Genomic DNA, 24,808 nt, shown 5'->3' on the forward strand with positions numbered 1-24,808 from the left:
TTCGCGCGGCTCCACTTCGAGGTCGGTCGCGGTCACGTCGACGTGCAGGTCGGGACTGCTCCGAAACGCCGGCCGACACGCGTCGGATAAATATCTCATCGGCACGCCGCGCCGGGCGGTCACAGCCTTCGCGCGACTCGCGCGAGCCGCGGCGACCGGCTCGGGAGCAACATGCTGCATACGCGCAGGATGCGCCCGGCCGCAGCAGTTTGGCCCGCCGGCCGCGGGTCCGCAAGAGGGGCTCGCAGATAAATGTCTGTACTTACTGGGCTTGCGCCGTCGTCGGGTCCCGGCGCGCCACACCGCCACGCGGGTCATGCGATCGTAACTCATTCATGGAAAGAAGGTTGCGATGATGGCGGTCCATGACGTCGCCCGATCTCCGGGTGCCAGATTGCGGCGACCCGGCCCTCCGCTCAGTCGCGAGGCCACCCCCGCGCCAACTGGTCTCCCCTGCGGACATTGGGCGCAATTACATTGCCCGCCTGCGCTTTACGGTGCTAAACTGGATTGACTGGGCGAGGTTGGTGCGTTCGCGGTTGTCTCACTGCCGTCGGTTGCCGCCGAATTCGCCACCGGGGCGCGCCCCCCCATGGCCCCCGCCGCCGGGTGCGGGAGGAGTTGTCATGTTCCGCTCGCTGCGACTCGTACCTGCGATCGCTCTCATGCTCGCGCTAAGTGTGGCGATGCAGCCCACCCAGGCGCAGGTCTGCCCGGACGACGCCATCTTCGCCCAGGGCCCCGCCGACCCGAACAGCGCCTGGATCGCCGCCGGCAGCGATGCCGGCGCCAGCGTGCTGCATTACGAGAACTTCCTGGTCACCGGCGGGCAGTCGATCTGCGACATCCACTGGTGGGGCCTGTTCGTCTACGCACCGTGGGAACCGTGCACTGAGACCAGCCTCCAATTCGCGATCACGTTCTACGCCGATTTCGACGGCACGCCCGGGACGCCCACCTGCACGTATTACGCCATCCCCACGGCGATCCCGACCGGGCAGTATTACAGCGACCAACCGCTGTGGTACTTCAGCGTAAACGCGCTCGCGCCCTGTTGCGACACCACCTACGGCTGGGTTTCGATCCAGGCCCTCGGCGACGATAGCTGCTGGTTCCACTGGATGAGCGCCAGCTCCGGAGACGGCCGGGCGTTCAAGTACGCAACGGGCGGCGATTCCGGCCCGGTGCAATACGACCTGAGCATTTGCCTCACGCCGGCGCCGCTCCCTGCGGGCGCGTGCTGCCTCGGGAGCCTCTGCGTGCCTTACACGCTGCAGGCCGATTGCACGCTCGCCGGCGGCACCTGGCAGGGCGCCAACACAACGTGCGAGCCGAACCCGTGCCCGCAGCCCAGCGGCGCCTGCTGTTTCATCGACTATTCGTGCAGCGATCTCACGGCGAGCGACTGCGCACGCTTTGAAGGTCAGTGGCTCGGCCCCGACACGACTTGTGCGCAGAATCCGTGTGGTTCGGCCTGTGCGGCATGGACCGAGGAAGACTACGGCGGCCCCGCCGCCGGCGTGGGCCATGCCATGGCGTACGACGCGGCGCGCGAGGCCGTCGTCCTGCTGGGCAACGAATTCGATGCCGAAACCTGGCTGTGGAGCGGCAGCGGGTGGGTGTCCGCCGCGCCTGCAACCAGTCCGCCCCCGCGCAGCGACCATGCGCTCGCGTATGACGCGGCGCGCGGCGTGGTCGTGCTCTTCGGAGGTTCGTACACCTTTGAGTACTGGCAGGTGCTCAACGACACGTGGACCTGGGACGGCACCACGTGGACGCCCCAGTCCCCCGTACACCAACCGCCGGCGCGCAGCGGCCACACGCTCGCCTACGACGCCGCGCGCGGCGTGACGGTGTTATTCGGGGGCCTGGATGGGCTGGGCGTCCCGCTGGGTGACACGTGGGAATGGGACGGCACGGACTGGACGCTGCGGGCGTCGTCCGGCCCCGGGCCGCGCTATCGCGCAGCCAGCGCCTATGACGCCGAGCGCGCCGTGGTCGTCCTGTTCGGCGGCGGCACGTTCGCGACGTCATACGCGCTCGGCGATACATGGGAATGGAACGGCGCGACCTGGAGCCAGCGCGCCACAAGCGGCCCGACGCCGCGCCTTGGACATGCGATGGTCTACGACCCCGGTCGCGCGGGGTGCGTCCTCTTCGGCGGCAGCGGCTCGGCGGAGATGATGAGTGACGAGACGTGGGTCTGGGACGGTGCGGCTTGGTCGCAGCTCTTCCCGGTGCTCCGGCCGACGCCCCGCGCCGGGCACGCGCTGGCGTTTGACGCCGCCCGCGCGGAGACCGTGCTGTTCGGCGGGTACAATTGCTACCCCAATGCCGACACATGGACGCTGGTCGTGGAGCCCGCGCCGCTGATCAGCCAGCAGCCGCAGAATGTGGCAGCCTGTGAAGGCGAGACGGCACGGTTCACGGTGGTCGCCGGGCGGGCCGACGCCCTCACGTACCGGTGGTACCGTGACGGTGCGCCGCTCAGCGACGGACAGCACGTCGAAGGCGCCACGACCGACACGCTGACGATTATCAGCTCCGCCGCGGCCGACGCCGGCAGTTACACCGTCAGGGTGGCCAACGCGTGTGCGGCGCGGACCAGCGCGCCGGCCACGTTGACCGTCGCGACGACAACCACCATCACCGCGCAGCCGCAGCCCGTGACCGTTGTCGCCGGCAACGTTGTCACGTTCACGGTCGCAGCCACCGGAACCGAACTGACGTACGCGTGGTTCAAGGGCGGCCAGCCGCTGGCGGACGGCGGCCGCATCAGCGGAGCGCGGACCGCCATGCTGACGGTCCACGCGGCGACGCCCGCGGATGCTGGCGCGTACACGGTGCGGGTCACTGGCGCGTGTGGCACGCAAACCAGCACGGCAGCGACCCTGACGGTTCTGCCCGACCGCGACGGCGACGGCATCCCCGACACCAGCGACAATTGCCCGGACGCGCTCAACCCCGACCAACGCGACTCCGACGGCGACGGTGTCGGCGACGTCTGCGACGGTTGCCCCGGCGACGCGAACAAGCTCGTGCCGGGCGCCTGTGGCTGCGGCACGCCGGACACGGATACTGACGGCGACGGCGTTCCGGATTGCGTGGACAACTGCCCCACGCAGGCCAACGCCGATCAGGCCGACAGCGACGGCGACGACATCGGCGACGTATGTGATGACGATCAGAGCGAGCGGCCCAAGCCTGAGCCGGCCGACTCGGCGTTCATCCGTGGCCTGATTGATTTCATCAGCGCGGACGAAGGCGACAGCGCCGACCGGGAGCACTTCCTGGACGTGCTGAGTGACATACTCCGGTCGCTGCCGGGGGCTGAGGATCCGAACGACGTGTCAGACGCCAACAGCCCGACGGATCAGTCCGGCCGTCCGGACGTGGCCGCCGCATTGTGTCCGACCACCAGCGCGCTCCTGTTCGGCCTTACGCTGGTCGGCTTGAGCCGCGTGCGCCGTCGCTGACGTACTGCCTGATCGAAAGCAAGCCACAAGAGGGGTGGTGCGCGCGTCCCGCCCGTCGCAGAAACGGGCAAGATCTCCATACCACCCATGTGAGCGCGATTCCGCGGCATTACGCCACGGCGCGCTGCCCCGCCAGAGCCACGAGCAAAAGCGCGTGAACCGCGCGCCGGTGGCCAGCTCGTGGATGTTCTGCTGGAGACGCAGGAGAAGATCAAAGCGGCCGTGCTGGAGAAGCAGCGGGCCGCGACCCCGAGAAAAAGGGATCAGAAACCTTCTTGCTCCTACGTTTCGCGCGACAAGAAGGTTCCTGACACCTTTAGCTGACCTTCTGATGCTCACAGGCGGCGCGCGTCAGTGCGAGCGGCGCAGCTTTGCACGCCGCGCGCGCTCCAGACGGTCCCGTTCCGCGTCGGTCAGGGCGCCAATTCCCTCGCGGCTGATCTTCGCGAGGATGTCATCGACATCCGGCTCATCCAGGGGCGGCTGGATGATCGCCGGCGGGATCGACGGCCGCACCACCTGGCGGACGCGACGCGGCCGTCGCGGCCCGCTCGACCAGCGCGCAGCAAGCGGCGCGCTGCCCGCGCCGGCCGCCGCCGCCAGCAGCCACGCTAGCGCGCCCTCGCGCGCGTCGGCGAACGCGAGCACGACGACGATTCCCGCGCAGATCGTGTAGATCGTCGCGACGCTCATGACGCGGCCCAGCAGCTGCACCAGGTCGTGCCGCAACTGCCGCCACGCCGTCAGGCACAGCGCCGCCAGCGCGCCGACCGGGTAGTCCAGCGGCGCCGTGGCCAGCGTCGGCAGGCCCCGCGCCACCGCGAAATACACGCCGCCGGCCACGAGATTGCCGGCCACGTAGAGCACGACGAGCCGCAGCAGGCCCATGCGCGGCTCCAGCCGTCCCGCCAGCGACCACAGCGCCAACACGACGAACGCCGCGCGCAGCACGTCCGCCGTCGCCAGCGGATGCAGCAGGATGCCCAGCGGATGCGCGGTTTCGCCGGACAGCGCGCACATGGCGACGATCGCCTCGCCGTTGCCGTGGCGCAGCATGAGCATCAGCACGAAAGCCGCCCCGTGGATGATCATCAGCGCGAGCGTGCCATTGGGCGGTCGGCGCAGTCCGCCGGTGGTCGAGACCGGCTCGCCGTACGACTCATCGGAATAATCACGCTCCTGCCAGCCCACGGCGACGCCCTGCACTGATTCCGTCCGGGGGCACGCACGCCCATGTCATATTGTATCGTGGGGAAATGGCGGTTCGGAACGGCCGGCAGCTCAGAGCGGATCCTCAGCCCGCGGCACGGGCGTGGCGTCGGCCGCCTCGGCATCATCAAAGATCACGGGGAACCCGCGCCGCCGCCCCGCCGCGCGGGCCTTCCGCCGATAGATCAGCATCAGGTTGCGAACGTAGATGAAGAGGCCCAGCGCCTGCGCCGTCATGAAGACGAGATCGGGCTTGAGCGCCGCGTACACGAAGGTCATCCCACCGCCGATCAGGCTCAGATACCAGAACGCGATCGGGATGTGGCTGCGGCCGCGGCGCTCCGACGCGAACCACTGCACCGCGAAGCGCAGGAAGAACACGAACTGCCCGGCGAAACCAAACAGCACCAGCGGATTCTGGAGTTCCTTGACGATCCACTGCCAGGTGATTTCCGCCAGCATGCGCGCCCTACTTGTTGCAGTAGTCGATGATCCGCGCAATCTCGCTGCGCAGGTCGCGCCGGTGCACGATCCGATCCACGAAGCCGTGCTCCAGCATGAACTCCGCCCGCTGAAAGCCCTCCGGCAACGTCGCCTTGATCGTGTTCGCGATCACGCGCGGCCCGGCGAAGCCGATCAGCGCGCCCGGCTCCGCCAGCGTCACGTCGCCCAGAAACGCGAAGCTCGCCGCCACGCCCGCCGTCGTCGGGTCCGTCATCACTACGATGTACAGCCCGCCGGCGTCATCGAACTTCGCCACCGCCGCCGACGTTTTCGCCATCTGCGCCAGCGAGACCATGCCCTCCATCATCCGCGCGCCGCCGCTGCACGTGACCATTAAGAGCGGCAGGCCCTCGTTCATGGCACGCTCGGCCGCCGCGGCGACCTTCTCGCCCACCACGGCGCCCATCGACCCCATGATGAAGTTCGGGTTCATCACGCCCATGATCAGCGGGCGGCCCTTGATGAACCCCTTGCCGACGACGATGGCCTCGGTCTCGCCCGTCTCCTGTTTCGTCTTCTCCAGGCGCTCCCGGTACGAGATGCGATCGGTGAACTCGAGCGGGTCGCTCGATTCCAGGTCTGGCAGAAACTCCTCAAACGTCCCCGGGTCGTTCAACTGCGCCAGGCGCGTCCGCGCGTCGATGCGGTAGTGGTAGTCGCATTCCGGACAGACGTGCAGCTCTTCCTCCAGAATCCGCCGGTACACCATCGCGCCGCAGCGGACGCAGCGGATCCAGAGCCCCTCCGGAACCTCGACATTGCGGCGGGGGGAATGCGTGCTCTCAGCCATGCTTGCTCCCGGGTTCGGTTGCCGTCCGGCGCGGCGTGCGCTGGGCGGGGGGGCATTCGTACTCGATCACGACCGGCTCGGTCGCACTGCGCGCGGCCTCGCAAAGCTCCGTGGCCGTGCCACCCCCCAGGGCAAACTTCGCCAGCGCGAAGCTGAACGGACGCATCACCACGCCGATCGCCTGCTTCCCATTCTTGCGCGCCTGCTTGCGGATGCACGCCGTCACGCGCTCCGCCGCCGTGGCCAGGCTCTCGCCGCCCGGCGGCTGCACATGCAGTGGCGACTCGCGCAGCTCGCGATGCGCCGACGCGAACCGCTTCTTGAGCTGGCCCTCGGTCAGGCCGGCCCACAGCCCGATGTCCACCTCGGCCAGCTCGGCCAGCTCCTTCGCCGGTACCGCCAGTTGCCGCGCGACCGCCGCGGCCGTCTCGGTCGCCAGCTCGTCCGGCCCGTGCAAGATGCGCTGCAGGCCCAGCGCGCCCAAACGCTGTGCCCACGACCCGCACTGCTCCCGCCCCGCCCCGGTCAGCGGCAACTCCACCCGCCCGAGCAGGCGGCCGGCGGCGTGCCATTCGGTCTCGCCGCACGGGATCAGCACCACTTTCATGCCTTCTGCTCCGCTTCGGCTTGCGCGCGCTGCGCCGCCCTCCGTAGCGTCTGCAGGGCTTGTCCCGGGTCGGCCGCTCCGAAAATCGCCGACCCGGCCACCAAGGTGTCGGCCCCCGCCGCGACCGCCAGGGCGGCGGTCTCGGCGTTGATGCCGCCGTCGACCTCGAGCCACTGGTCGTCATCCATCTGATCCGCGAGCACCTCGATCTTCTTCAGACAATCGGTGATGAACTGCTGCCCGCCGAAGCCGGGCCACACCGTCATCACCAGCACGATGTCCACGTCCGCCACGACGCCCAGCACGTCCTCCACCGGCGTGCCGGGGTTCAGCGACACCCCCACCTTCGCGCCCAGGTCGCGAATCTGCTTGATCAGCCCGCGCGGCTCCGGCACCGCCTCGATGTGAAAGGTGACGCTGCCGGCGCCGGCGTCCACGAACGCCTGCGCGTACTTGCCCGGGTCCGTGATCATCAGGTGCGTGTCGAGAAATAGGTCCGTATGCCGCGCGATCCCCGCCACCACCGGCACGCCCAGCGACAGGTTGGGCACCAGATGCCCGTCCATCACATCCAGGTGCAGGGCGTCCGCGCCCGCCGCCTCGACCAGCGCAATCTGGTCTGCCAACCGGCCAAAGTCGGCGTCCAGCACCGAGGGGGCAATCCGGATTAGCGGCTCGGTACTCATCGTTACCGCCTAGGCGTCGTCCAAGATGTCGATCGGCCCGAAGCGCTTGCCTTCCAGGAACTCCAGCGAGGCGCCGCCGCCGGTGCTGATGTGCGTCACCCGTTCCGCCAGCCCGGCCTGCTCCACCGCGGCCGCGCTGTCACCGCCGCCAATCACCGTCACCGCCCCGCGGTCGGTCGCCTCCGCGATCGCCCGCGCCAGCGCGTACGTGCCGGCCTCGAAGGGCTTCGTCTCGAACGCCCCCAGCGGTCCGTTCCACACGATGGTCTTCGCGTCGCGCACCAGTCGGCCAAATTCCTCCAGCGTCTTCGGCCCAACGTCCAACCCCATCAGGTCCGCCGGCAGCTCTCCGGCAATCGTCTGCGTCGGCACGCCGTCGCGCAGCTCAGTCGCGGCCACCGAGTCCACCGGCAGGTGCAGCTTGTTGCCCGCCTGTTGCAGCAGGCTCTTCGCGAGGTCGAGCTTGTCGCGCTCGCACAAACTCTTGCCGACCGCGCGGCCCTGTGCCGCCCAGAACGTGAACGTCATCGCCCCGCCGATCAGAATGTGATCCACCCGCTGCAGCAGGTTCTGAATGACGCCAATCTTGTCGCTCACCTTGGCGCCGCCCAGCACCGCCACGAACGGGCGCTTCGGCGATTGCAGCGCCTCGCCAAGGTACTGCAGTTCCTTCTCGACCAGGAACCCCAGCACGCGCGTGCCCTTCGGCAGCGCCGCCGGTACGTCGTACATGCTCACGTGCTTGCGATGGCAGGTGCCGAAAGCGTCGTTGACGTACATCTCGCCGTGGGCCGCGAGCGCCGCCGCAAACTCTTTCCGCAACGTGTCTTGCTGCGGCGTCAGTTTCTTGTCCGGGTTCTTCTTCGCCTCGTCAATGATGGTTTCGGCGGCGTGGAAGCGGACATTTTCCAGCAGGAGCACCTCGCCGTCCTTGAGCTTCTTCACGGCGTCCGTGGCCGGCGCCCCGATCGTGGCCGGCACGAACTGCACTGGCTTGGACAAGAGCTTGCTCATCCGCTCGGCGACCGGCTTGAGCGAGTACTTGGCGTCCTGCGCCGGGTCGCCCTTGGGCCGGCCGAGGTGGCTCATAACGATGGCCCTCCCGCCGTTGTTCAGAACGTGCTCCAGTGTTGGCAGGAACATCCGGATGCGACGGTCGTCCGTCACTTGCTGCTGCTTGTCCAGCGGCACATTCAGGTCGGCTCGGATGAGGACGCGCCGACCCCGCACATTCAGATCTCGAACCGATTTTTTCGCCATCGCCACACCTGCCTCGTTCAAGACGCGGCCCATCCGCGAGGACGGGCCGCAACAGCAACCGCAATATGATAATGCCGCCAAGTCCAGCGACAAGCGGAGCCCACGGCGCCGCCCATGCGCGCCGTGGGCTCCCGTCGTTGCGTCCGCGCTGGTGCGCGGCACGCACAAAACTACATCAGGCCATCCTTGGCCGCCATCAACTTGACCAGATCAACTACGCGGCACGAATAGCCGTACTCGTTGTCGTACCACGACACGAGCTTGAAGAACCGCGAATTCAGCTCGATGCTCGCCTTGGCATCATAAATGCTCGACAGCGGGCAGCCGATGAAGTCCGAGCTCACGACCTCTTCCTCCGTGTAGCCCATGATGCCCTTCATCTTGCCCTCGGACGCCGCCTTGATCGCCGCGTTGATCTTCTCCAGCGACGTCTCCTTCGAGGTCCGCACGGTCAGGTCCACGGCCGACACGTCCAGCGTGGGCACGCGGAACGCCATGCCGGTCAGCTTGCCCTTGAGTTCCGGGATGCAGAGCGTGACCGCTTTCGCGGCGCCGGTGCTCGACGGAATGATGTTGTAGCTGGCTGCGCGCCCGCCGCGCCAATCTTTCTTCGACGGCCCGTCGGCAGTCTTCTGCGTCGCGGTGATGCTGTGCACCGTCGTCATCAACGCCTCTTCGAGGCCGAAGTTGTCGTTCACGATCTTCGCCAGCGGGGCCAGGCAGTTTGTCGTGCAGCTCGCGTTCGAGACGATCGTGTCTGTCTTCGGGTTGTACTTCTCGTCGTTCACGCCCAGCACGAACGTCGGAATGTCCTTGTCCTTCGCGGGCGCCGATATCACCACGCGCTTCGCACCCGCAGTCAGGTGCTTCGACGCATCCGCCCGGGTCGTGAACAGGCCGGTCGATTCGATCACGTAGTCGGCTTTCAGGTCCTTCCATGGCAGCGCCGCAGGGTCCTTCTCCGCCAAGCAGCGAATCTCGCGCCCGTCGATCTTCAGCGCCGATTCCGTCGCCGCGACCGTGCCCGCGTAGCGCCCATGAACCGTGTCATAGCGGAACAGGTACGCCAGGTTGTCCGGCGGCACCAGGTCGTTCACGCCGACGAACTCGACGTTCTTGTCTTTCAGGCCGGCCCGCACCACCAGCCGTCCGATCCGCCCGAACCCGTTGATACCAATCCGAATCGCCATCCTGATGCTCCTTGAGCCTGATGCCGTTACTGCGCGGGGCGCCGGCGGCCAGCTCGCCGCCCGCAGAACCGCGTAGCTTCGGGCCGCCTGCTGTGCCTGTCAAGACACGGCCCTGGCGCGGCCGCGGCGCGGTTCCAACGCCGGCTAATCGACGCCGGATTACTCCGAATAATAGTCCGCCCGCGGAAACAGGTTCCACTCGCGCAATTCCCGCGCGACTCCGCCGGCGAAGGGCCGTAACGCCATCCATCCGAGACACGCGCCCCGCCGCCGCCGGCGTTACCTACCACGTCGGACGAAGCGCCTGTTCGAGCAGGATCTGGGCCGCTTCCGCGCTGCAACCCGGATGGCCTATCAAATCGAGATACGCCTGCACCACGGATACCACCACCGCCCCACCGATGGTCGTGCTGCCTTGAAAGACACCAACGTCGTACGGCCGCAGGAGCAGCACATTGGCGCCGCTGCGCACCCGCTCCAGCGCCAGCGCCTGCACGACCGGGTCCGGATCTCCATCGATGTACGCCGATACGTGCTGGCAGCTCACCCCGGTTGCCCGGCGGGCCGCGGCCGCAAGACCCGTCAGGGCGTAGCGCACTCCCGACGCCGCACACGCTTCCACGAGTGCCGCCTCCGTCGCACCCGTGTCACCCGCTGAGTGGTACGCCGTTATGGAGCTGCGTCGTAACGAATGCTGGTCGGCCCAAGCCTCGAGCAGCGCCTCCGCATTCGTAAGCCGCAGGCCGTCCGAAGTCCGCCGCAGCCACTCGCGGTCGGCCAAGCAGCGGGTCACATTGACCGCGTGCCCCAAGCTGACGCCCGCCTGCACGGCCAGGTCGGTCAGTCGCCAAGGCCGCCGCGGTTCGAGCAGACACGCGCGCAGCACCCGCGTGGCGCGCGGGCTGAACAGTGAGCGCTGCTCACGCCGCTGCGGCAGCGGGTTCGGCCGGCCCTCGCGGAGGATGCACACGTTGTCAAAACAGAGCCGCCCGTTGCCGGCCAGGTCCACGTACCCGACGTTGGCCGCCCGGCAGATGGCGGCGCCGGCGGGCGAGACGTATGGGGCGACGAACACCGGATAGGCCGTCGGAAACTCCTGTTGATACCGCAGCAACTGGTTCGTAGCGGCGCGTGCATGTCGCGGCTGTCCCGTCGTCCCTGACTCTACCACCAGAAGCCGCTCGACTCCGGGCAACGTGATGCGCAGCAGCGCCTCCGGCGCGACGGAACCGGCGGTGTGTGACCGTTTGGCGAGCGTCACGACCTGCACGGCCGGGACTTCCGACATCACGGCCAAGATGGCGTCGCGGACAGACGTAATCGACTGCAAATTACACCATTTGAATCTATTTCAGCTTATGCTGAAAATGACATAAAAATGAAAATACTCCAGAAAACCAATAATGTAAATGCTTTAGACGCTTTCCAGAAATAGCCGTGGCCACGCGAAGTCGGAGAAGATCCCACCCGTGTGGATGAAGACTACCGGCCGGTCGAAGCCGAACCGACGGCTGCGAATGCCGTCCAACAGAGCACAGAACGCCTTTCCCGTGTATACCGGATCTAGAACGATCGCCTCGGTGTGCGCCAGAAGCCGCAAGCCCTCGATCTCCGCCGGATATGGCACCGCGTAACCCTCTCCCACATACCCGTCGATGAACGCCAGCGCCCCCGCGTCGAACTGCACCGGCAGGTCGTACCGCGCGACCGCCTCCTGGCAGAGCTCCGTCGCCTTCGCGGTGTGCTCCGCGACGTTGTCGCTTACTGGAACCGCCCAGAGCCGCCACGAATCCAGCCGGTGCAGCATCCGGCCCAAGAGCAGCCCGGCGTACGTCGCGCCGGACGAGATCGCGACGAGGACGTCGCACTCGCCGATCCCCGCCGCCTGGAGCTGCTCGGCCAGCTCGCGCGCCGCGCGCAGGTAGCCCCAGCAGCCCAGCGGCTCCGACGACCCGGCCGGGGTGAACCGCGGCTTGCGACCGGCCGCTTTCAACTCGGCCAGCACGTCCGCGATGATCCGTTCGCGCTGGGCCGCGTACTCCGGGCGCGGGAACGAGCGCGTCTGCGCGCCAAACAACACATCCAGCAGGTGGTTGCCCTGCGGCAGCTCCGGCGCCGCTGGCCGAAACAGCAACACGGCCTGCATTCCTAGCCGCGCGCAGACCGCGGCGGTCGCGCGGCAGTGGTTGGACTGCGAGGTCCCCTCGGTCACCAGCGTGTCGCAGCCGCTCGCCAGCGCCTCGGCCGCGATGTATTCCAGCTTCCGCACCTTGTTGCCGGAGACCTCCAGCCCCGTGAGGTCATCGCGCTTTACCCAGACTTCCGCCCCGGCCAGCGCCGCGCCCAGGCGCTCCAGCCGCACCAGGGGCGTCGGGAGGTTGGCCAGCGGCACACGTTCCGGCTCAAACATCACGCGCACTCCGTCACCCGTCCCCGCACGGCGTACTGTACCACAAGCGACGCGCGCACTTCAGTCCTCCCAACTTGACGGCGCCCGCGGCGTATCGAGTACACTGCGCTGCGTTCGGGTCAGGTAATGAAGCGCGCCGCGCGGTCGCGCGTTCACTCGCTTTAGGAGATACGCCGTGCGCCCTCATGCTCACCAAACGAAACACATGCCGCGAGAAGCTTGCGTGTTGCGCCGCGTCGCCTTCGTGCTCTGCCTTGGCGTTGGCTCTGGCTGTGCGACGACTTCCGCGCCGCCGGCCGGCGAGCTCACCGTCCGCGACGCCATTGAGCATTACAGCGCGCAGCGCGCGGACGCCGTGGCCCAATCTGCCGCGCGCGGTGCCGTGCAGCTTGTGCTGCACGCCGGCGGCGGCCGAGAAGGTCTGCTGGACTCGCCCGCGCCGCTCAACCTCGCGTGGCATGGCACACCAACTTCCGGCAGCAAGCCCTTCCTGCTGGGCACGTTCACTGAGCAGGATGCGTCCGCCGCCCAAGCAGCGCCAGCCGCCGCCAGCGGCGTCGCGCTCCCCCCGGAGGGCTACTGGCGCCGGGATGCCTGGCACCAAGCCAGCGACGAGTTCGTCGCCCTCGCCACCCACGACTTCTGGAAGGGCTTCAAAACCAGCTTCTGGGACCTCGAGAATGCCCTCGTCCTCACCGCCACCATGGGCGCCAGCGTCACGATTCGCGAGACCGGGGTGGATGACACCATCCGCAATCGCACGCATGGCAGCCACGCGCTCGGTGACCTGGACGAGACCATCCAAATCCTCGGCCACCCCGGCACGCACTTCGCCGGCACCGGGGTGCTCTGGCTCACCAGCGCGCTAACCCAGGACGTGCGCGAGCACGAGGTCGCCAAGGCCCTCACCCAGGCCCTGGCCGTCAACGGTGTGAGCACGCTGATCCTGAAGGGTGCGACCAACACACGCACGCCCGACGGCGAGCATTTCGGCTGGCCCAGCGGCCACGCATCGAGCGCGTTCACCGCCGCCGCCGTCCTCAACGAGTTCTACGGCCCCTGGGTCGGCGTGCCGTCGCTCGCGCTCGCCGGCCTCGTCGGGTTTCAGCGCCTCGACTCGCGCGTCCACGACTTCTCCGACGTGGTCTTCGGCAGCATGATGGGCTACATCATCGGCACGTCCATCGCCCGCGGCGAGAAGGCGCAGTTTCCTGAGATCTTCGGCATGCAGGTGATCCCGTACGTTGACCCGGAAACCGGTGCGTCGGGCCTTGCCCTGCTGAAGCAGTGGTGAGCCGTCCGGGCCAGCGCCCCCGAACTCTCCGCCGCGTATAATCCCGCCACCGCCGTGGAGGACCGCGCGCCATGCCGTTGGGCTGGGAAGGTCGGAAGATCCGCCTGGTGCCGCTCGAGCACGAGCTGCACTTCGACAATTGCGTCCGCTGGCTCAACGACCCAGTGGTCACCGCCTGGACGCTCATTGGCGACTACCCGCTCACGCGCGTTGCCGAGGGAGACTTCTTCGACCGCGTCGCCCGCCAGAGCGACACCGACATCGTGTTCGCCATCGAGCTGCTCGCCGAGGAGCGCGAACACATCGGCGTCTGTGGGCTGCACAACGTCAACTATCGCCACGGCACCGGCGTGCTCGGGATCATCATCGGCCGACCACAGCTCTGGGGACGCGGACTCGGCTCCGATGCCATCGCGGTGATGACGCGCTATGCTTTTGACGTTGCCGGTCTGCGCCTCATTCTCTCCGAGGCCCTCGCCGAGAACGTGGCGTCAATCCGCGCACAGCTCAAATGCGGCTATCAACAGTTGGGCTGCATCCCGCAGCGCTACTGGAAGCGCGGCGCGTTCCGCGACGCCATTCAGTTCTGTCTGACGCGCGACGACTGGTCCCGCAGCCAAGCGCCCGCCGCCGCGGGAGCCTCCCATGCCTGACCTGCCGCGCCTGTTGTCCGACTTCGAACCGCTGCCCGGCCTGATCAAGGCCGACTACGCCGACTTTGTTGTTGAGGAGATCCCGCTCTACCCGGCTGACGGGACGGGGACACACACGTATTTTCTGCTGGAAAAGACCGGCATTTCCACGTCGCAGGCCATCCACGACCTGGCCCGCGCGCTCAACGTTCGCCGCCACGAGATCGGCTTTGCCGGCCAGAAGGACTCCCGAGCGGTCACGCGGCAGTGGATGTCCATCGAGCATACGCCGCCGGAGCGCCTGACCGCGCTCGCCATCCCGCGCCTGCGCATCCTTGAGACCACGCGCCATGGCAACAAGCTCCGGCTCGGCCACCTGAAGGGCAACGCCTTCACCATCCGTGTGCGCCAGACCGAACCCCAGCGCCTGGCCCAGCTCCAGGATGCCCTGGCGCGCCTCGTCCGGGTTGGCGTGCCCAACTACTTTGGCACGCAGCGCTTCGGCTATCGCGGCGACACGTGGGCGGTCGGCCGCGCGATCGTGCGGCGCGACCTGCAGGGTGCGCTGGACCTCATCCTGGGCCGCCCGACCGAACACGACGTGGACGCCACGCGGCGGGCACGCGAACTGTACGACCGCGGAGAATACTTACAGGCCGCTCGGGCGTGGCCGGCGCTGTTCCATACTGAGCGCCGGGCGCTGAAGGCGCTTGCCCAAGCCGGCGGCAAGCACCGGCGTGGCTTCGCCGCGATTGACCGGACCATGCGCACGTTCTATGTGTCGGCCTACCAGTCACACCTGTTCAACCAGGTCGTGGCCGCGCGATTGCCCACCGGCCTGGGGCAGCTCTGGCCTGGCGATCTCGCCTGGTTGCACGCCTCCGGCGCAGTGTTCCGCGTGGAGGACGTGGCCCTCGAGCAGCCGCGCGCCGACGCGGGCGACATCAGCCCGACGGGACCGCTCTTCGGCTACCGCATGACCGAGCCCTGCGGCCGCCCGGGCGAGCTGGAGGCCGCGCTGCTGGCCGGCGAAGGTCTTTCACGGGATGCCTTCCATGCTGGACCGCTGCGGATCAGTGGGGGTCGCCGGCCGTTGCGCTTTCGCCCGGAAGGTGCTCAGGTCTCGCTTGGCGCCGATGAGCGCGGCCCCTATCTTGAACTGCGGTTCGTGCTGCCACGCGGGTGTTATGCAACGGCGCTGCTGCGCGAGCTGTTCAGTGCGGCGCCCCCAGAGGCGTCCGATCCCGGGAACGCGGAAACGGAGGCCCTCGCGCCATAGCGGGAGCGCTGGGCGCGCGGGTGGGCGAGCTTTGCATGCCGAACGAGCCGGCTTTCGATTGGGGCCGTCTGCTTGATACGGTGCGGGATGATGAGCCCGACCTGTACCGGTCGTGGTTTGCCACGCTGCGCGCCACGCCGCCCGAGCGCGGCGAACTGGAGATCCAGGCGGACGACCCTTCGCAGGCTCACTATCTTGAGGACAAATGCCGCGACGCCTTCGTCAACGCGGCCATGAAGACGAGCGGCTACATGCTCGCGGTGCGCTTTGTCTGCCGCCAGGTGCCGCCGTCCGGCACCCTGACCGGCGCCCCGGCAGCCCTGACCCGTATCCGGCTCAGTGCTGACTACACGTTTGACCAGTTCGTCGTCGGCCCGTCGAATCGGCTGGCGCACGCCGCCTGCGGAGCCGTCTGCAACCAACTCGGCACGCTCTACAACCCACTTTTCGTTCACGGCGCTTCCGGGCTCGGCAAGACGCACCTCCTGCAGGCGACCTGTGGCGAGGTCCTGCAGCGCAACGGGAACCTCCAGGTGCTGTACGTAACCTGCGAGACGTTCGTCAATGACTTTGTGCAGGCAATCGCATCGGGGAAGCTCCAGCAGTTCCGCGAGGCTGCCCGGCGGGCCGACCTCCTCGCGATCGATGACATCCAATTCCTCGCGAACCGCGAATCCAGCCAGGAAGAACTGTTCCATACGTTCAACGTCCTTTACCAGAGCGGCAAGCAAATCGTCCTGTCAGCTGACTCGGCCCCCGCAGAGATCCCGACGCTCGAAGACCGGCTGATGAGCCGCTTCAACTGGGGCCTCGTTGTCCAGATCGACCCACCCAACCGCGAGACCCGCCAGGCGATTCTGCACAAGAAGGCCCGCCTGCGCGGCGTCGAAATCCCTGACGAGGTAATCGACGTCATTGCTGAACACGTCCAAGCCAACATCCGCCTGCTCGAGGGCGCGCTCACGAAGCTCATTACCAGCACTCAGCTCGGCGGGAAGCCGCTGAACGTCGAGACCGCGCGCGAGGTGCTGTCCAGCTACGGCGGCCGGGAGCAGCGCCCGCTCCGCGTCAGCGAAATTCTCGAAGCCGTGTCCAGCCATTTCGGCATCCGCCTCCAGGACCTCCTCGGCCGCAAGCGCACACGCTCCATCAGCCAGCCGCGCCAGATCGCCATGTACCTGGCCCGCAAGCTGACGCCCCTGAGCCTTGAAGAGATCGGCATGCAGTTCGGTGGTCGCGATCACTCGACCGTCCTGCACGCAGAGCGCTCGATCGAAAACACGCGCGGCACCGACCGTGAACTGGCCACGGCCCTGTCACAACTGACCGGCCGTCTCCTGTCGCGCGGCTGACGAATGCTGCCCACCACGCACCGCGGCACCGTCGGCGACCCTCACGCAGCGCCCTGACTGTGCGGCCTGTCAGCCACCGCGACGCCACATTGCCAGCTCCCCGCACAGCCGTCCGTCGCGCAAAATGCGTCGGAACAATAACTTGCGCGTCACAATCGACCCAAGTGACAGATTTCACACAGCAGGAGATGAGGAAGATGAAGTACCTTCCTTTAACCACCGTAATAACCCTGTCCCGGTCGCGTTGTCGCGCGGCCTACCCCGGCCTCCTTGGCCCGTGCAAAACTCCTCGATCTGCGCAACGCCTAGTAGCGGATGGCGCTTGGTTGGGTTAAATATAGGGGTGCGGCACATGCCTGGGGCTGACAGCTACAGCGCCCGGACTGGAAGCCGTGGTCCGCGTGGGCCCCGTGGCGCAAATGGATAGCGGGATTGCGATTATGAAGACTCGATTGCCACGCCAGGAGTTCCTCGACGCACTCGGCGCCATCGCGGCCGTCGCAAGTGGTCGCACGACCAAACCGATCTTCGGCTGCGTCAAGGTTGTGACCGAGGCGGAGTCCATTGCACTGAGCGCCACCGATGGAGAGGTGGCCCTGCGCCTGGGTGTCGGGAGCTTCGCCGTTGAGGAGCCCGGCGAGGCGGTGGTGGCCGCTGACCGGCTGCTTGGGATCGTGCGCGAGATGCCTGACGCCGAGATCCAGCTTGACGTGGATGAACGCTATTGTGTGGTGCGCGGCGCCGGCAGCGAGTTCAAGATCTTTGTGCAGCCGCCAGCGGATTTCCCGGCGATCCCGACGTTCGAGGACGAGCCGGACTTGGTGATTGACGGCGGGCTATTGTGGCGGATGATCGGGTTGACGATCTATGCCGCGGCGCGCGAGACAAGCCGTTACGCGATCAATGGCGTGCTGTGGGAGAAGCATGGGAAGCGGTTGTATCTCGTGGCCACGGACGGGCGGCGGCTGGCGCGGGCCGGCGGGGGTATCCTGGAATCCGCGAGCGGCGATTTTGAAGCGATCGTCCCGGCGAAGGCGCTGAACGTCTTTGAGCGCGTCTTCGCGCCGGGCCGCGAGCAGCGCGACTGGGCCGTAGATATCAAGGTGACGCCGAACCAGCTCTTGCTGCGCAGTGGCGAGCGGGTGTTGTCGACCGTGCTGGTAGAGGGCAACTTCCCGAAGTATCAGGACGTGATCCCGCGGGAGAGCAGCAAGGTGGCACACGTCGACCGCGCCGAGTTGCACGGGGCAGTCAAGCGCGCCGCGCTGCTGACCAGCGATGAGGCCCGGGCCGTGAAGATGACCTTCGACGGCGACCGGTTGACGATCACCGCGCAGTCACCCGAGCAGGGTGAGGCGCGCGTCGAACTCCCCATGGAGCTGGAGGGCGAGCGCGTCGAGATCGCGTTCAACCCGGCGTTCGTCAATGATGCGCTCAAAGCGCTGACCTGCGACCGCGTGCGCATTGAGTTACAGGACGGTTTTCGGCCTGGGATTCTCTGCGGCGAGGACAAGAATGAGTTCCTGTACGTGGTCATGCCTGTTTCCCTGTGACGGGCCGGGGAGCGTGCTGAGGCTGCCGTCGTGAACGTGGAGCAATACGAGGCGCTGCGGGCCAATCGCTATCGCCGGTGCCCGCGGAAGCTGAGCGAGCTGCCGCCGCGCGGGCCGCGGCGTGTGCGGCCGGCGGGGCTCACGCCGCTGGGCCACGTTGTCGCCGAGGCCGCCGAGCTGCTGCGCCGGCGCGAGGTCACGGAGGCGGCTTGGCTGCGGGTGGTTCCCGCGGCGTGGTCGCCGGCGACGCGGGTGCTGGGCTTGGCGTCCGCCAGGCGCGATACGGCGACGATCGCCGTCAGCAGCTCAAGCCTGCTCTTTGAGCTCCGTCGGCGGCAAGCGCGCCTGGAACGGGACTTGGCCCGCCTGGCACCGGGGATTCGGCACCTGCAGTTTGTGCTGGATGGCGGCAGCGCACCGGAGAGCGCAGGTTAGCTAGGGCGCGGGGCAAGGGCGGAGAGTGAAGTGACCGACATGCAACCGACATCCGCATACGATGAGAGCAAGGTGCAGGTGCTCGAGGGCACCGAGCACGTTCGCAAGCGGCCTGCCATGTACATCGGCGACACCGGCCTCCGCGGCCTGCACCACCTGGTGTACGAGGTGGTCGACAACTCGATTGACGAAGCGATGGCGGGGGCGTGCCAGAATATCGAAGTCTGTATTTACACCGACGGCAGCGTCAGCGTCGAGGACGACGGCCGGGGCTTTCCGGTTGGCATCAAGGAAGGCTACAACATGTCGGCGCTCGAGCTCTGCCTGACGCGGCTCGGCGCCGGGGCGAAGTTCGACCGTGATTCGTACAAGGTTTCCGGCGGCCTGCACGGTGTCGGCGTCAGCGTCGTCAACGCGCTTTCCGAGTGGCTCCAGGCCCGCACGCAGCGCGATGGCAAAACTTGGACCATGACGTTCGAACGCGGCAAGACCGCCAGCCCGCTGGAGTGTGCGGGTCCCGCCGAACACACCGGCACGCTCATCCGCTTCAAGCCGGATGCCGACGTGTTCCGCGAGGTCGACTTTCATTACGACATACTGGCCAAGCGGCTGCGCGAGCTGGCCTACCTGAATTCGGGCCTCACGATCACGATCCGCGACGAGCGCGATGGCACCGTCGAGACCTACCGGTTTGACCACGGGATCCGGCAGTTCGTCGAGCATCTCAACGAGGGCCGCGTCCCGCTCCATGCGCCGGTCTACTTCCGGCGCGAAGACCCCGCCCAGCGCCTGATTGCCGAGGTGGCGCTGCAATACACCGACAAGTACAACGAGACCATGCTCTCGTTCGCCAACAACATCAACACCGTCGAGGGCGGCACGCATCTGTCCGGGTTTCGCACCGCGCTGACGCGCACGCTGAACGCCTACGCCCGCAAGAACAGCCTGTTGAAGGCCAGCGACCCGACGCCGGGCGGCGAGGATGCGCGCGAGGGCCTGACCGCGATCGTCTCCGTGAAGGTCCCCGAGCCGCAGTTCGAGGGGCAAACCAAGACCAAGCTCGGCAACAGCGAGGTCGGCACCTTCGTCGAGACGACGGTCAACGAGATGCTCGGGAACTTCCTCGAGGAGCACCCCGCCGAAGCCAAGCGCATCGTCGGCAAGGCCGTCCAGGCCGCCGTCGCGCGCGAGGCGGCCCGCAAGGCGCGCGAGACGGCGCGCAAGAGCGCCTTGGCCGGCGCCGGCCTGTCACGCAAGCTCGTCGATTGCTCCAGCCGCGACGTCGGCTCGACCGAGTTGTTCATCGTCGAGGGCGATTCGGCCGCCGGCTCGGCCAAGGGCTATCGCGACGCCAAGACGCAGGCGATCCTGCCGATCCGCGGCAAGATCCTCAACGTCGAGAAGGCCCGCCTCCACAAGGTCCTCAACAGCGAGGAAATCCTGGAGATCATCAAGGCCGTCGGCACCGGCATCGGCGAGGAGGAGTTCGACGCCACGAAGCTCCGCTACGGCCGCATCATCCTCATGACCGACGCGGACGTCGACGGCTCACACATCCGCACGCTGTTGCTGACGTTCTTCTTCCGGCACCTGCGCGCCCTGATCGACAACGGCGTGATCTACATTGCGCAGCCGCCGCTCTACCAGCTCGCCAAGGGCAAGACGCGCCACTACCTCCTCGACGACGCCGCGCTCAATGAGCGGCTCAATCAGCTCGGCCACGAACGCATCACGCTTGAAATTCGCCGGCCCGGCGCGCCCCCGCGCCGCCTGCAGGGCGACGAGCTGCGAGCCCTGCAGCGCCTGGTGGAAGACATCGATCGCCAGGCGCGGATCCTCGCCCGGCGGGGCATTGTCTTTCGCACCTTCGTCGCGCGCCGCGCCGCCGACGGCCGGCTGCCGCTGCTCCGCGCCCAGACCGACGAGGAGGAAACCTATTTCTTCGACGAGGGCGAGTTCAACGCCTATCGCGCCGCGGCGACCGCGCGCGGCAAGACCGTCCTGCGCAGCGAGCTCGCCGAGGCCCAGCAGCTCCAGCGCTGCTTCGCCCGGCTCGCCGATTTCGGCTGCAGTGTCGACGACCTGTTCCTCCGCCGCGAAGAGCTCGTCACCGGCGAGCTCAGCGCGGCCACGTTCGTCCTACTCACCACCCAGGGCGATGTCCGCGAGCTCGAGAACCTCGCCGAGTTCCCCGCCGGCGTCCGCGCCATCGGCACGCGCGGCTGGGAAATCAAGCGCTTCAAGGGCCTCGGCGAGATGAACAAGGAAGAGCTCTGGGAAACCACGATGGACCCGGCCAATCGCGTGTTGCGCAAGGTGATCGTCGGCGAAACCGACGACGACCCCGAGCAGACCGACATCGACGCCGTCGAGGCCGATCGCATGTTCAGCATCCTGATGGGCGAGGACGTCGACGCCCGCCGGCAATTTATCGAGCAGAATGCGATCCATGTGAAGAACCTGGACGTCTAGGCGCCGCGGCCGGCGCCGGCGCATCGAGGCACGTTTATCCCAAGCCGATATAATCCGAGGTGCTGGGCCGGCGCCGTCGGCCCGATAACAGCGGACCCGCGTGGCGGACTCCTGTGCGCGAAAGCCCGATCGTCTTCGAAGGCCGTAGGTTCCGCGTCGAACGCCGCGCGTACGCCGTGCGCGGCACACCCCACCACTACGACATCATCGTGCACCCCGGCGCCGCGGTAATTCTGCCGGTGCTCGACGACGGCCGGCTGGTGCTCATCCGCAACTATCGCGTGGCCGTCGGCGAAGAGCTGATCGAGCTGCCCGCCGGCACGCTCGAGCCCGGCGAGGCGCCCGCCACTTGCGTAGTCCGTGAGCTGGCCGAGGAAACCGGCTACCGGGCTGGCCAGGTCACGCCGCTGGTCAGCTTCTACTCGTCGCCCGGAATTCTCACGGAGCGCATGCACACGTTCGTGGCCACGCAGCTCACGCCGGGCCCGATGGAACTCGACGCCGGCGAGGAGATCGAGGTCACGACGCTGACGCTGGCGGAGGCCTTGTCCGCGGTGCGCGCCGGCCGGATTACGGATGGCAAGACGATCCTCGCGCTGCTGTACTATGAGCGTTTTGCGTGTGAACGGGGGCGCGCCCGATGAACTTCCTCAACGGGTCATTCAGGATCGCGCGCCTGTTCGACATCACCATCCGGGTACACGTGCTGTTCGTCGTGTGGATTGCGTACCGGCTGTTCACCGAGCGCGCCGACGTGGCGGGTGAAGCGCTCTTCCTCGGCATGTTGTTCGGCATCGTGCTCCTGCACGAATTCGGGCACTGCTTCGGCGCGCGGATGGTCGGCGGCTACGCCGAGAACATCCTGATGTGGCCGCTGGGCGGGCTGGCTTACGCCCACGCGCCGATGCGCCCCTGGCCGCAGTTCGTCACCGTCGCCGCCGGGCCCGCCGTCAACGTCATTTTCTGCCTGCTTAGTGCGGCAGCCATCTTCGCGGTGAGCGGCGGGCGGGTGCTGCCTTCGGTGAATCCGCTCTCGTCGCAACCGTTCCTGTTCGGGACCGGGCCACTGGTTCTGCCGGAGTGGATCGGGTACCTGTACATGTTCTACCGGGTCAATCTGTTCCTGCTGGCGTTCAACCTGCTGCCGATTTTTCCGTTCGATGGCGGGCAGCTTTTCCACGCGATCATCTGGCCGTTCGTGGGCCTGCAGCGGGCCAGCCTGATCGCCTGCCAGGTGGGCCTGGTCGGCTGCATCGTGCTGGGCCTGCTCGGCCTGCGACTCGAGAGCGGCGGCATGCTGATCTTCATCGCCATCTTCGGTGGCATGACCTGTTGGCAGCGGCTCCAGGCGGCGCGCTACGGCCTGCTGGTTGAGGATCCAAGCTACACGCGCTATGACGCCGGCGGAGCGCGCGCCGGCTTCTGGGCGCGTATCTTCCGAACGAAAAGCCGCGCGCGGCCGGCTGCGCGGCCGATCGAGTTTCCCAATCCCAACCCCGGTGGCTGGGAGGCCCGCGAAGCGGACCGGCGCGCGACCGAGGCGGAGCTCGATCGCCTGCTCAAGAAGGTGTCCGCGCAAGGGATCCACAGCCTCAGCTACGTCGAGCGGCAAACACTCGAACGCATCACCCGCGAGCGTCAGCGCGAAGAGCGCGAATTCCAGCGCGACACGCGCGTGTAGGTGACCGCAAACGGGGATTTCACCACAGAGACACCGGGGACACAGAGGCGCACAGAGACAGCGACGACTCGTCCGCGCCTGCGGGGCACAACATGGGCGGATCGCGGGCGGCTCCTATCGCAGCGTCTTTGTCGGCGTGGTCGCGTCGATGTAGATCAGCGCGTCGAACGCCCTCGGCAGCGCGAGCGGGAAGAACTGCTCGTCCATCGCCAGCGCGCCAATTGAGCGGAACTTCACCGGGCGCGTCAGCCAGGCGGCGGCGGGATCGTCCGCTTTCGCCTGACGCAGGTCCAGGATGAAACGCGGCACGCCGAGCGCGTGAAAGGCGTATTCCGCGCAGCCCGGTGTCGCCGCCTGCAGCTCGTTGTCCGACGAGAGGCCCTCCCCCTTCGTGATCGCCGTGTAGCGGCCAGTGTTCGCGGCGAAGCCGAGCACCACGTACTTGTCGCCGTACCATTCGCGCAGGCTCGCCCCCATCGGGCCCAACCCGAACCCCGGCCGGTCCGCGGACACGTGCCCGTTGTGCGCCCACAGCACGATCTTTGCGTCCGGCGGTGCCTGCTCGAGGATCCAGCGCACGTTGCGGGCCATGCTCAGGTCGCGCGGCACCTCGTTGCCGAACATCTCGTAGCACTGCTGCACGACGCGCGCATTCTGCCGCGCCCAGGCGAACTCCTTTGCTGACGAAGCGGCCTCGTAGTCCGCACGGTGCTCGTCGAGATGCTCCACGATCGCGCGGCACAGCTTCGCCGCCCCCTTCGCGTCGATTTGCGACCCCTTTTCCTGCGACGCGTACGTTATCTTGAGGCTGCACCGGCCGGATTTTGCCGTCTCGCCGTCCACTTCGACCCGGTAGCCATCGCCGCCGGTCATAAAGCCGGCGAGCTTGCCGCTCTCGAAGTCGAAATCCGCCGGCGCGCCGGCCGCGTACGGCTCCCCGTTGAGCTCGACGCGCAGCTCGTCAAACCAGGCGCTGCCATCGCCCGTGAGAATGGCACCAAAGTTGATGTTCCTCGCATCGGCGGCGACCGGCAGCTCGATCTCGTAGCGCTGCCAGTCCGCCGTGCCGGTGGCGCCGCGCCCGTTCATGTTGTCGAACGCCAGCACCCCAGACTCGCCGTCCACGCGCCACCACAACCCCGCCCAGCCGCGCGTGATGCCTTGTGTCTTGATGTAGCCGCTGTACTGCACGCGCTTCCCCGCTGCCGCCGCGACCGGGAATGACCCCGTCGCCACGCCGAACCCGGTCGCGCCGCCGGCGGGCCCGGACTTCTTCGCGTCAGCGTACGCGGTGGTCACGGACGGCGCGTATGCCGGCTCGACACGCGCGACGTACTCGCGCGCGATCTGCATGGCGAGGTCCGGCGTCTGCATGTCGAAGCCGGTGAACTCGATGCGGCCCCTGCCAGACTCGTTGAACGCGCGCATCCACAGGATCAGGTCCAGCACCTCCTGCGTGTTCCACGTCCAGAAGTACATGCCGGCGAGCAGCTGGCGGGGCTCGCCCTGGCCGGTGCGGACGAAGTCGTTAACGCGGTACGCCTCCGGCATGTTGGCTTCGATGGCGAAGATGGTGAAGGCGAGCTCGGTGGCTAGGTACTCGACGAGCCTGTGCTTCATCTGAAAGAACTCGCGCGTGCCGTGCGTGCCTTCGCCGAGCGCGACGATGCGGGCGGGGCCGATCAGGTCCTTCAGCGGGCGCAGGTCGTCGAAGCCCGTACCGGCGTTTACCGATTTGACCTCGATCACGTGGGCTTTGAGCCAGGCGAGTTCCTCGGTGGAAGGTTCCTGCGCCGCCGCGCGCGCGCAAAGGCTGAGTGCGGCGAGCAGCACGGCGACAAGCGCCGCGCGTGAAACTCCCCTCCCGCTCAGGGAGGGGGTAGAGGGAGGGTTGGACTTACGCGATTTCGACGGCCATTCTGCCGCCTCGCAGGAAGAGAGCGAAATCTCGCCGCCGTCGCCGTGCGTCCCGTTCATG

General features: G+C 67.5%; 20 protein-coding genes. 10 read left to right on the forward strand and 10 right to left on the reverse strand.

Annotation, left to right across the window (positions count from 1 at the left end; genetic code table 11):
* The first annotated feature begins 626 nt into the window (after positions 1 to 626).
* Positions 627 to 3,476 (forward strand): immunoglobulin domain-containing protein, encoded by a 2,850-nt coding sequence (locus KA383_03030; protein ID MBP7745079.1) that lies wholly within the window; start codon positions 627 to 629, stop codon positions 3,474 to 3,476.
* A gap of 351 nt (positions 3,477 to 3,827) precedes the next feature.
* On the opposite strand, the gene KA383_03035 is transcribed toward KA383_03030, so the two are convergent.
* The 9 genes from KA383_03035 to KA383_03075 all read right to left on the reverse strand — a co-directional run bounded on the left by KA383_03035 (position 3,828) and on the right by KA383_03075 (position 12,132).
* Positions 3,828 to 4,682 carry a hypothetical protein gene (locus KA383_03035; GenBank protein ID MBP7745080.1) on the reverse strand — a complete coding sequence of 285 codons (855 nt, stop codon included), beginning with the start codon at positions 4,680 to 4,682 and terminating at the stop codon, positions 3,828 to 3,830.
* A gap of 75 nt (positions 4,683 to 4,757) precedes the next feature.
* Positions 4,758 to 5,147: a lipid-A-disaccharide synthase N-terminal domain-containing protein gene (locus tag KA383_03040; protein MBP7745081.1), complete on the reverse strand. Its 390-nt coding sequence runs from the start codon at positions 5,145 to 5,147 to the stop codon at positions 4,758 to 4,760.
* 7 nt (positions 5,148 to 5,154) lie between these two features.
* Positions 5,155 to 5,979, reverse strand: a complete 825-nt coding sequence (locus KA383_03045) for an acetyl-CoA carboxylase carboxyltransferase subunit beta (GenBank protein ID MBP7745082.1) — start codon at positions 5,977 to 5,979, stop codon at positions 5,155 to 5,157.
* Positions 5,972 to 6,586 carry a histidine phosphatase family protein gene (locus KA383_03050; GenBank protein MBP7745083.1) on the reverse strand — a complete coding sequence of 205 codons (615 nt, stop codon included), beginning with the start codon at positions 6,584 to 6,586 and terminating at the stop codon, positions 5,972 to 5,974. Before KA383_03050 ends, KA383_03045 begins: the two co-directional genes overlap by 8 nt.
* On the reverse strand, positions 6,583 to 7,272 hold the full coding sequence (gene rpe / locus KA383_03055) for a ribulose-phosphate 3-epimerase (protein ID MBP7745084.1): 690 nt from the start codon (positions 7,270 to 7,272) through the stop codon (positions 6,583 to 6,585). The genes KA383_03050 and rpe overlap by 4 nt, the downstream gene beginning before the upstream one ends.
* 9 nt (positions 7,273 to 7,281) lie before the next feature.
* Positions 7,282 to 8,532, reverse strand: coding sequence for a phosphoglycerate kinase (locus tag KA383_03060; protein ID MBP7745085.1), 1,251 nt, complete (start codon positions 8,530 to 8,532; stop codon positions 7,282 to 7,284).
* A gap of 170 nt (positions 8,533 to 8,702) precedes the next feature.
* Positions 8,703 to 9,722, reverse strand: a complete 1,020-nt coding sequence (gene gap, locus KA383_03065) for a type I glyceraldehyde-3-phosphate dehydrogenase (protein MBP7745086.1) — start codon at positions 9,720 to 9,722, stop codon at positions 8,703 to 8,705.
* 283 nt (positions 9,723 to 10,005) lie between these two features.
* Complete coding sequence (locus KA383_03070; GenBank protein MBP7745087.1) at positions 10,006 to 11,010, reverse strand: hypothetical protein; 1,005 nt, start codon at positions 11,008 to 11,010, stop codon at positions 10,006 to 10,008.
* A 126-nt stretch (positions 11,011 to 11,136) separates the two neighbouring features.
* Complete coding sequence (locus KA383_03075) at positions 11,137 to 12,132, reverse strand: D-cysteine desulfhydrase family protein (protein ID MBP7745088.1); 996 nt, start codon at positions 12,130 to 12,132, stop codon at positions 11,137 to 11,139.
* Positions 12,133 to 12,337: 205 nt separating this feature from the next.
* On the opposite strand from KA383_03075, the gene KA383_03080 reads away from it, so the two are divergent.
* The 9 genes from KA383_03080 to KA383_03120 all read left to right on the forward strand — a co-directional run bounded on the left by KA383_03080 (position 12,338) and on the right by KA383_03120 (position 22,830).
* Positions 12,338 to 13,426 (forward strand): phosphatase PAP2 family protein, encoded by a 1,089-nt coding sequence (locus KA383_03080; GenBank protein MBP7745089.1) that lies wholly within the window; start codon positions 12,338 to 12,340, stop codon positions 13,424 to 13,426.
* A gap of 71 nt (positions 13,427 to 13,497) precedes the next feature.
* Complete coding sequence (locus KA383_03085; GenBank protein ID MBP7745090.1) at positions 13,498 to 14,079, forward strand: GNAT family N-acetyltransferase; 582 nt, start codon at positions 13,498 to 13,500, stop codon at positions 14,077 to 14,079.
* Positions 14,072 to 15,337, forward strand: a complete 1,266-nt coding sequence (gene truD, locus KA383_03090; GenBank protein ID MBP7745091.1) for a tRNA pseudouridine(13) synthase TruD — start codon at positions 14,072 to 14,074, stop codon at positions 15,335 to 15,337. Before KA383_03085 ends, truD begins: the two co-directional genes overlap by 8 nt.
* A 35-nt stretch (positions 15,338 to 15,372) precedes the next feature.
* The gene (dnaA, locus tag KA383_03095) at positions 15,373 to 16,689 is read left to right on the forward strand and encodes a chromosomal replication initiator protein DnaA (protein ID MBP7745092.1); all 1,317 of its coding nucleotides are present in this window, start codon (positions 15,373 to 15,375) and stop codon (positions 16,687 to 16,689) included.
* Positions 16,690 to 17,129: 440 nt separating this feature from the next.
* Complete coding sequence (gene dnaN, locus KA383_03100; GenBank protein ID MBP7745093.1) at positions 17,130 to 18,242, forward strand: DNA polymerase III subunit beta; 1,113 nt, start codon at positions 17,130 to 17,132, stop codon at positions 18,240 to 18,242.
* 30 nt (positions 18,243 to 18,272) lie between these two features.
* Positions 18,273 to 18,677 carry a hypothetical protein gene (locus KA383_03105; GenBank protein MBP7745094.1) on the forward strand — a complete coding sequence of 135 codons (405 nt, stop codon included), beginning with the start codon at positions 18,273 to 18,275 and terminating at the stop codon, positions 18,675 to 18,677.
* Between the two features lie 39 nt (positions 18,678 to 18,716).
* Positions 18,717 to 21,149 carry a DNA gyrase subunit B gene (locus KA383_03110; GenBank protein ID MBP7745095.1) on the forward strand — a complete coding sequence of 811 codons (2,433 nt, stop codon included), beginning with the start codon at positions 18,717 to 18,719 and terminating at the stop codon, positions 21,147 to 21,149.
* A gap of 176 nt (positions 21,150 to 21,325) precedes the next feature.
* On the forward strand, positions 21,326 to 21,793 hold the full coding sequence (locus tag KA383_03115) for an NUDIX hydrolase (GenBank protein MBP7745096.1): 468 nt from the start codon (positions 21,326 to 21,328) through the stop codon (positions 21,791 to 21,793).
* Positions 21,790 to 22,830, forward strand: a complete 1,041-nt coding sequence (locus KA383_03120) for a hypothetical protein (protein ID MBP7745097.1) — start codon at positions 21,790 to 21,792, stop codon at positions 22,828 to 22,830. The genes KA383_03115 and KA383_03120 overlap by 4 nt, the downstream gene beginning before the upstream one ends.
* Before the next feature lie 114 nt (positions 22,831 to 22,944).
* On the opposite strand, the gene KA383_03125 is transcribed toward KA383_03120, so the two are convergent.
* Positions 22,945 to 24,807, reverse strand: coding sequence for an erythromycin esterase family protein (locus tag KA383_03125; protein ID MBP7745098.1), 1,863 nt, complete (start codon positions 24,805 to 24,807; stop codon positions 22,945 to 22,947).
* Between the last annotated feature and the right edge of the window lies 1 nt (position 24,808).

This window comes from Phycisphaerae bacterium (genome assembly GCA_017999985.1).
Taxonomy (GTDB): Bacteria; Planctomycetota; Phycisphaerae; order UBA1845; family Fen-1342; genus JAGNKU01.

Coding starts and splice junctions, on each gene's coding strand:
- gap (MBP7745086.1), bottom strand. CDS start 9,722: ATGGCGATTCGGATTGGTATCAACGGGTTCGGGCGGATCGGACGGCTG.
- KA383_03045 (MBP7745082.1), bottom strand. CDS start 5,979: ATGGCTGAGAGCACGCATTCCCCCCGCCGCAATGTCGAGGTTCCGGAG.
- rpe (MBP7745084.1), bottom strand. CDS start 7,272: ATGAGTACCGAGCCGCTAATCCGGATTGCCCCCTCGGTGCTGGACGCC.
- KA383_03110 (MBP7745095.1), top strand. CDS start 18,717: ATGCAACCGACATCCGCATACGATGAGAGCAAGGTGCAGGTGCTCGAG.
- KA383_03085 (MBP7745090.1), top strand. CDS start 13,498: ATGCCGTTGGGCTGGGAAGGTCGGAAGATCCGCCTGGTGCCGCTCGAG.
- truD (MBP7745091.1), top strand. CDS start 14,072: ATGCCTGACCTGCCGCGCCTGTTGTCCGACTTCGAACCGCTGCCCGGC.
- KA383_03060 (MBP7745085.1), bottom strand. CDS start 8,532: ATGGCGAAAAAATCGGTTCGAGATCTGAATGTGCGGGGTCGGCGCGTC.
- KA383_03040 (MBP7745081.1), bottom strand. CDS start 5,147: ATGCTGGCGGAAATCACCTGGCAGTGGATCGTCAAGGAACTCCAGAAT.
- KA383_03030 (MBP7745079.1), top strand. CDS start 627: ATGTTCCGCTCGCTGCGACTCGTACCTGCGATCGCTCTCATGCTCGCG.
- KA383_03120 (MBP7745097.1), top strand. CDS start 21,790: ATGAACTTCCTCAACGGGTCATTCAGGATCGCGCGCCTGTTCGACATC.
- KA383_03070 (MBP7745087.1), bottom strand. CDS start 11,010: ATGTCGGAAGTCCCGGCCGTGCAGGTCGTGACGCTCGCCAAACGGTCA.
- KA383_03125 (MBP7745098.1), bottom strand. CDS start 24,807: ATGAACGGGACGCACGGCGACGGCGGCGAGATTTCGCTCTCTTCCTGC.
- KA383_03050 (MBP7745083.1), bottom strand. CDS start 6,586: ATGAAAGTGGTGCTGATCCCGTGCGGCGAGACCGAATGGCACGCCGCC.
- KA383_03075 (MBP7745088.1), bottom strand. CDS start 12,132: ATGTTTGAGCCGGAACGTGTGCCGCTGGCCAACCTCCCGACGCCCCTG.
- dnaN (MBP7745093.1), top strand. CDS start 17,130: ATGAAGACTCGATTGCCACGCCAGGAGTTCCTCGACGCACTCGGCGCC.
- KA383_03080 (MBP7745089.1), top strand. CDS start 12,338: ATGCCGCGAGAAGCTTGCGTGTTGCGCCGCGTCGCCTTCGTGCTCTGC.
- dnaA (MBP7745092.1), top strand. CDS start 15,373: ATGCCGAACGAGCCGGCTTTCGATTGGGGCCGTCTGCTTGATACGGTG.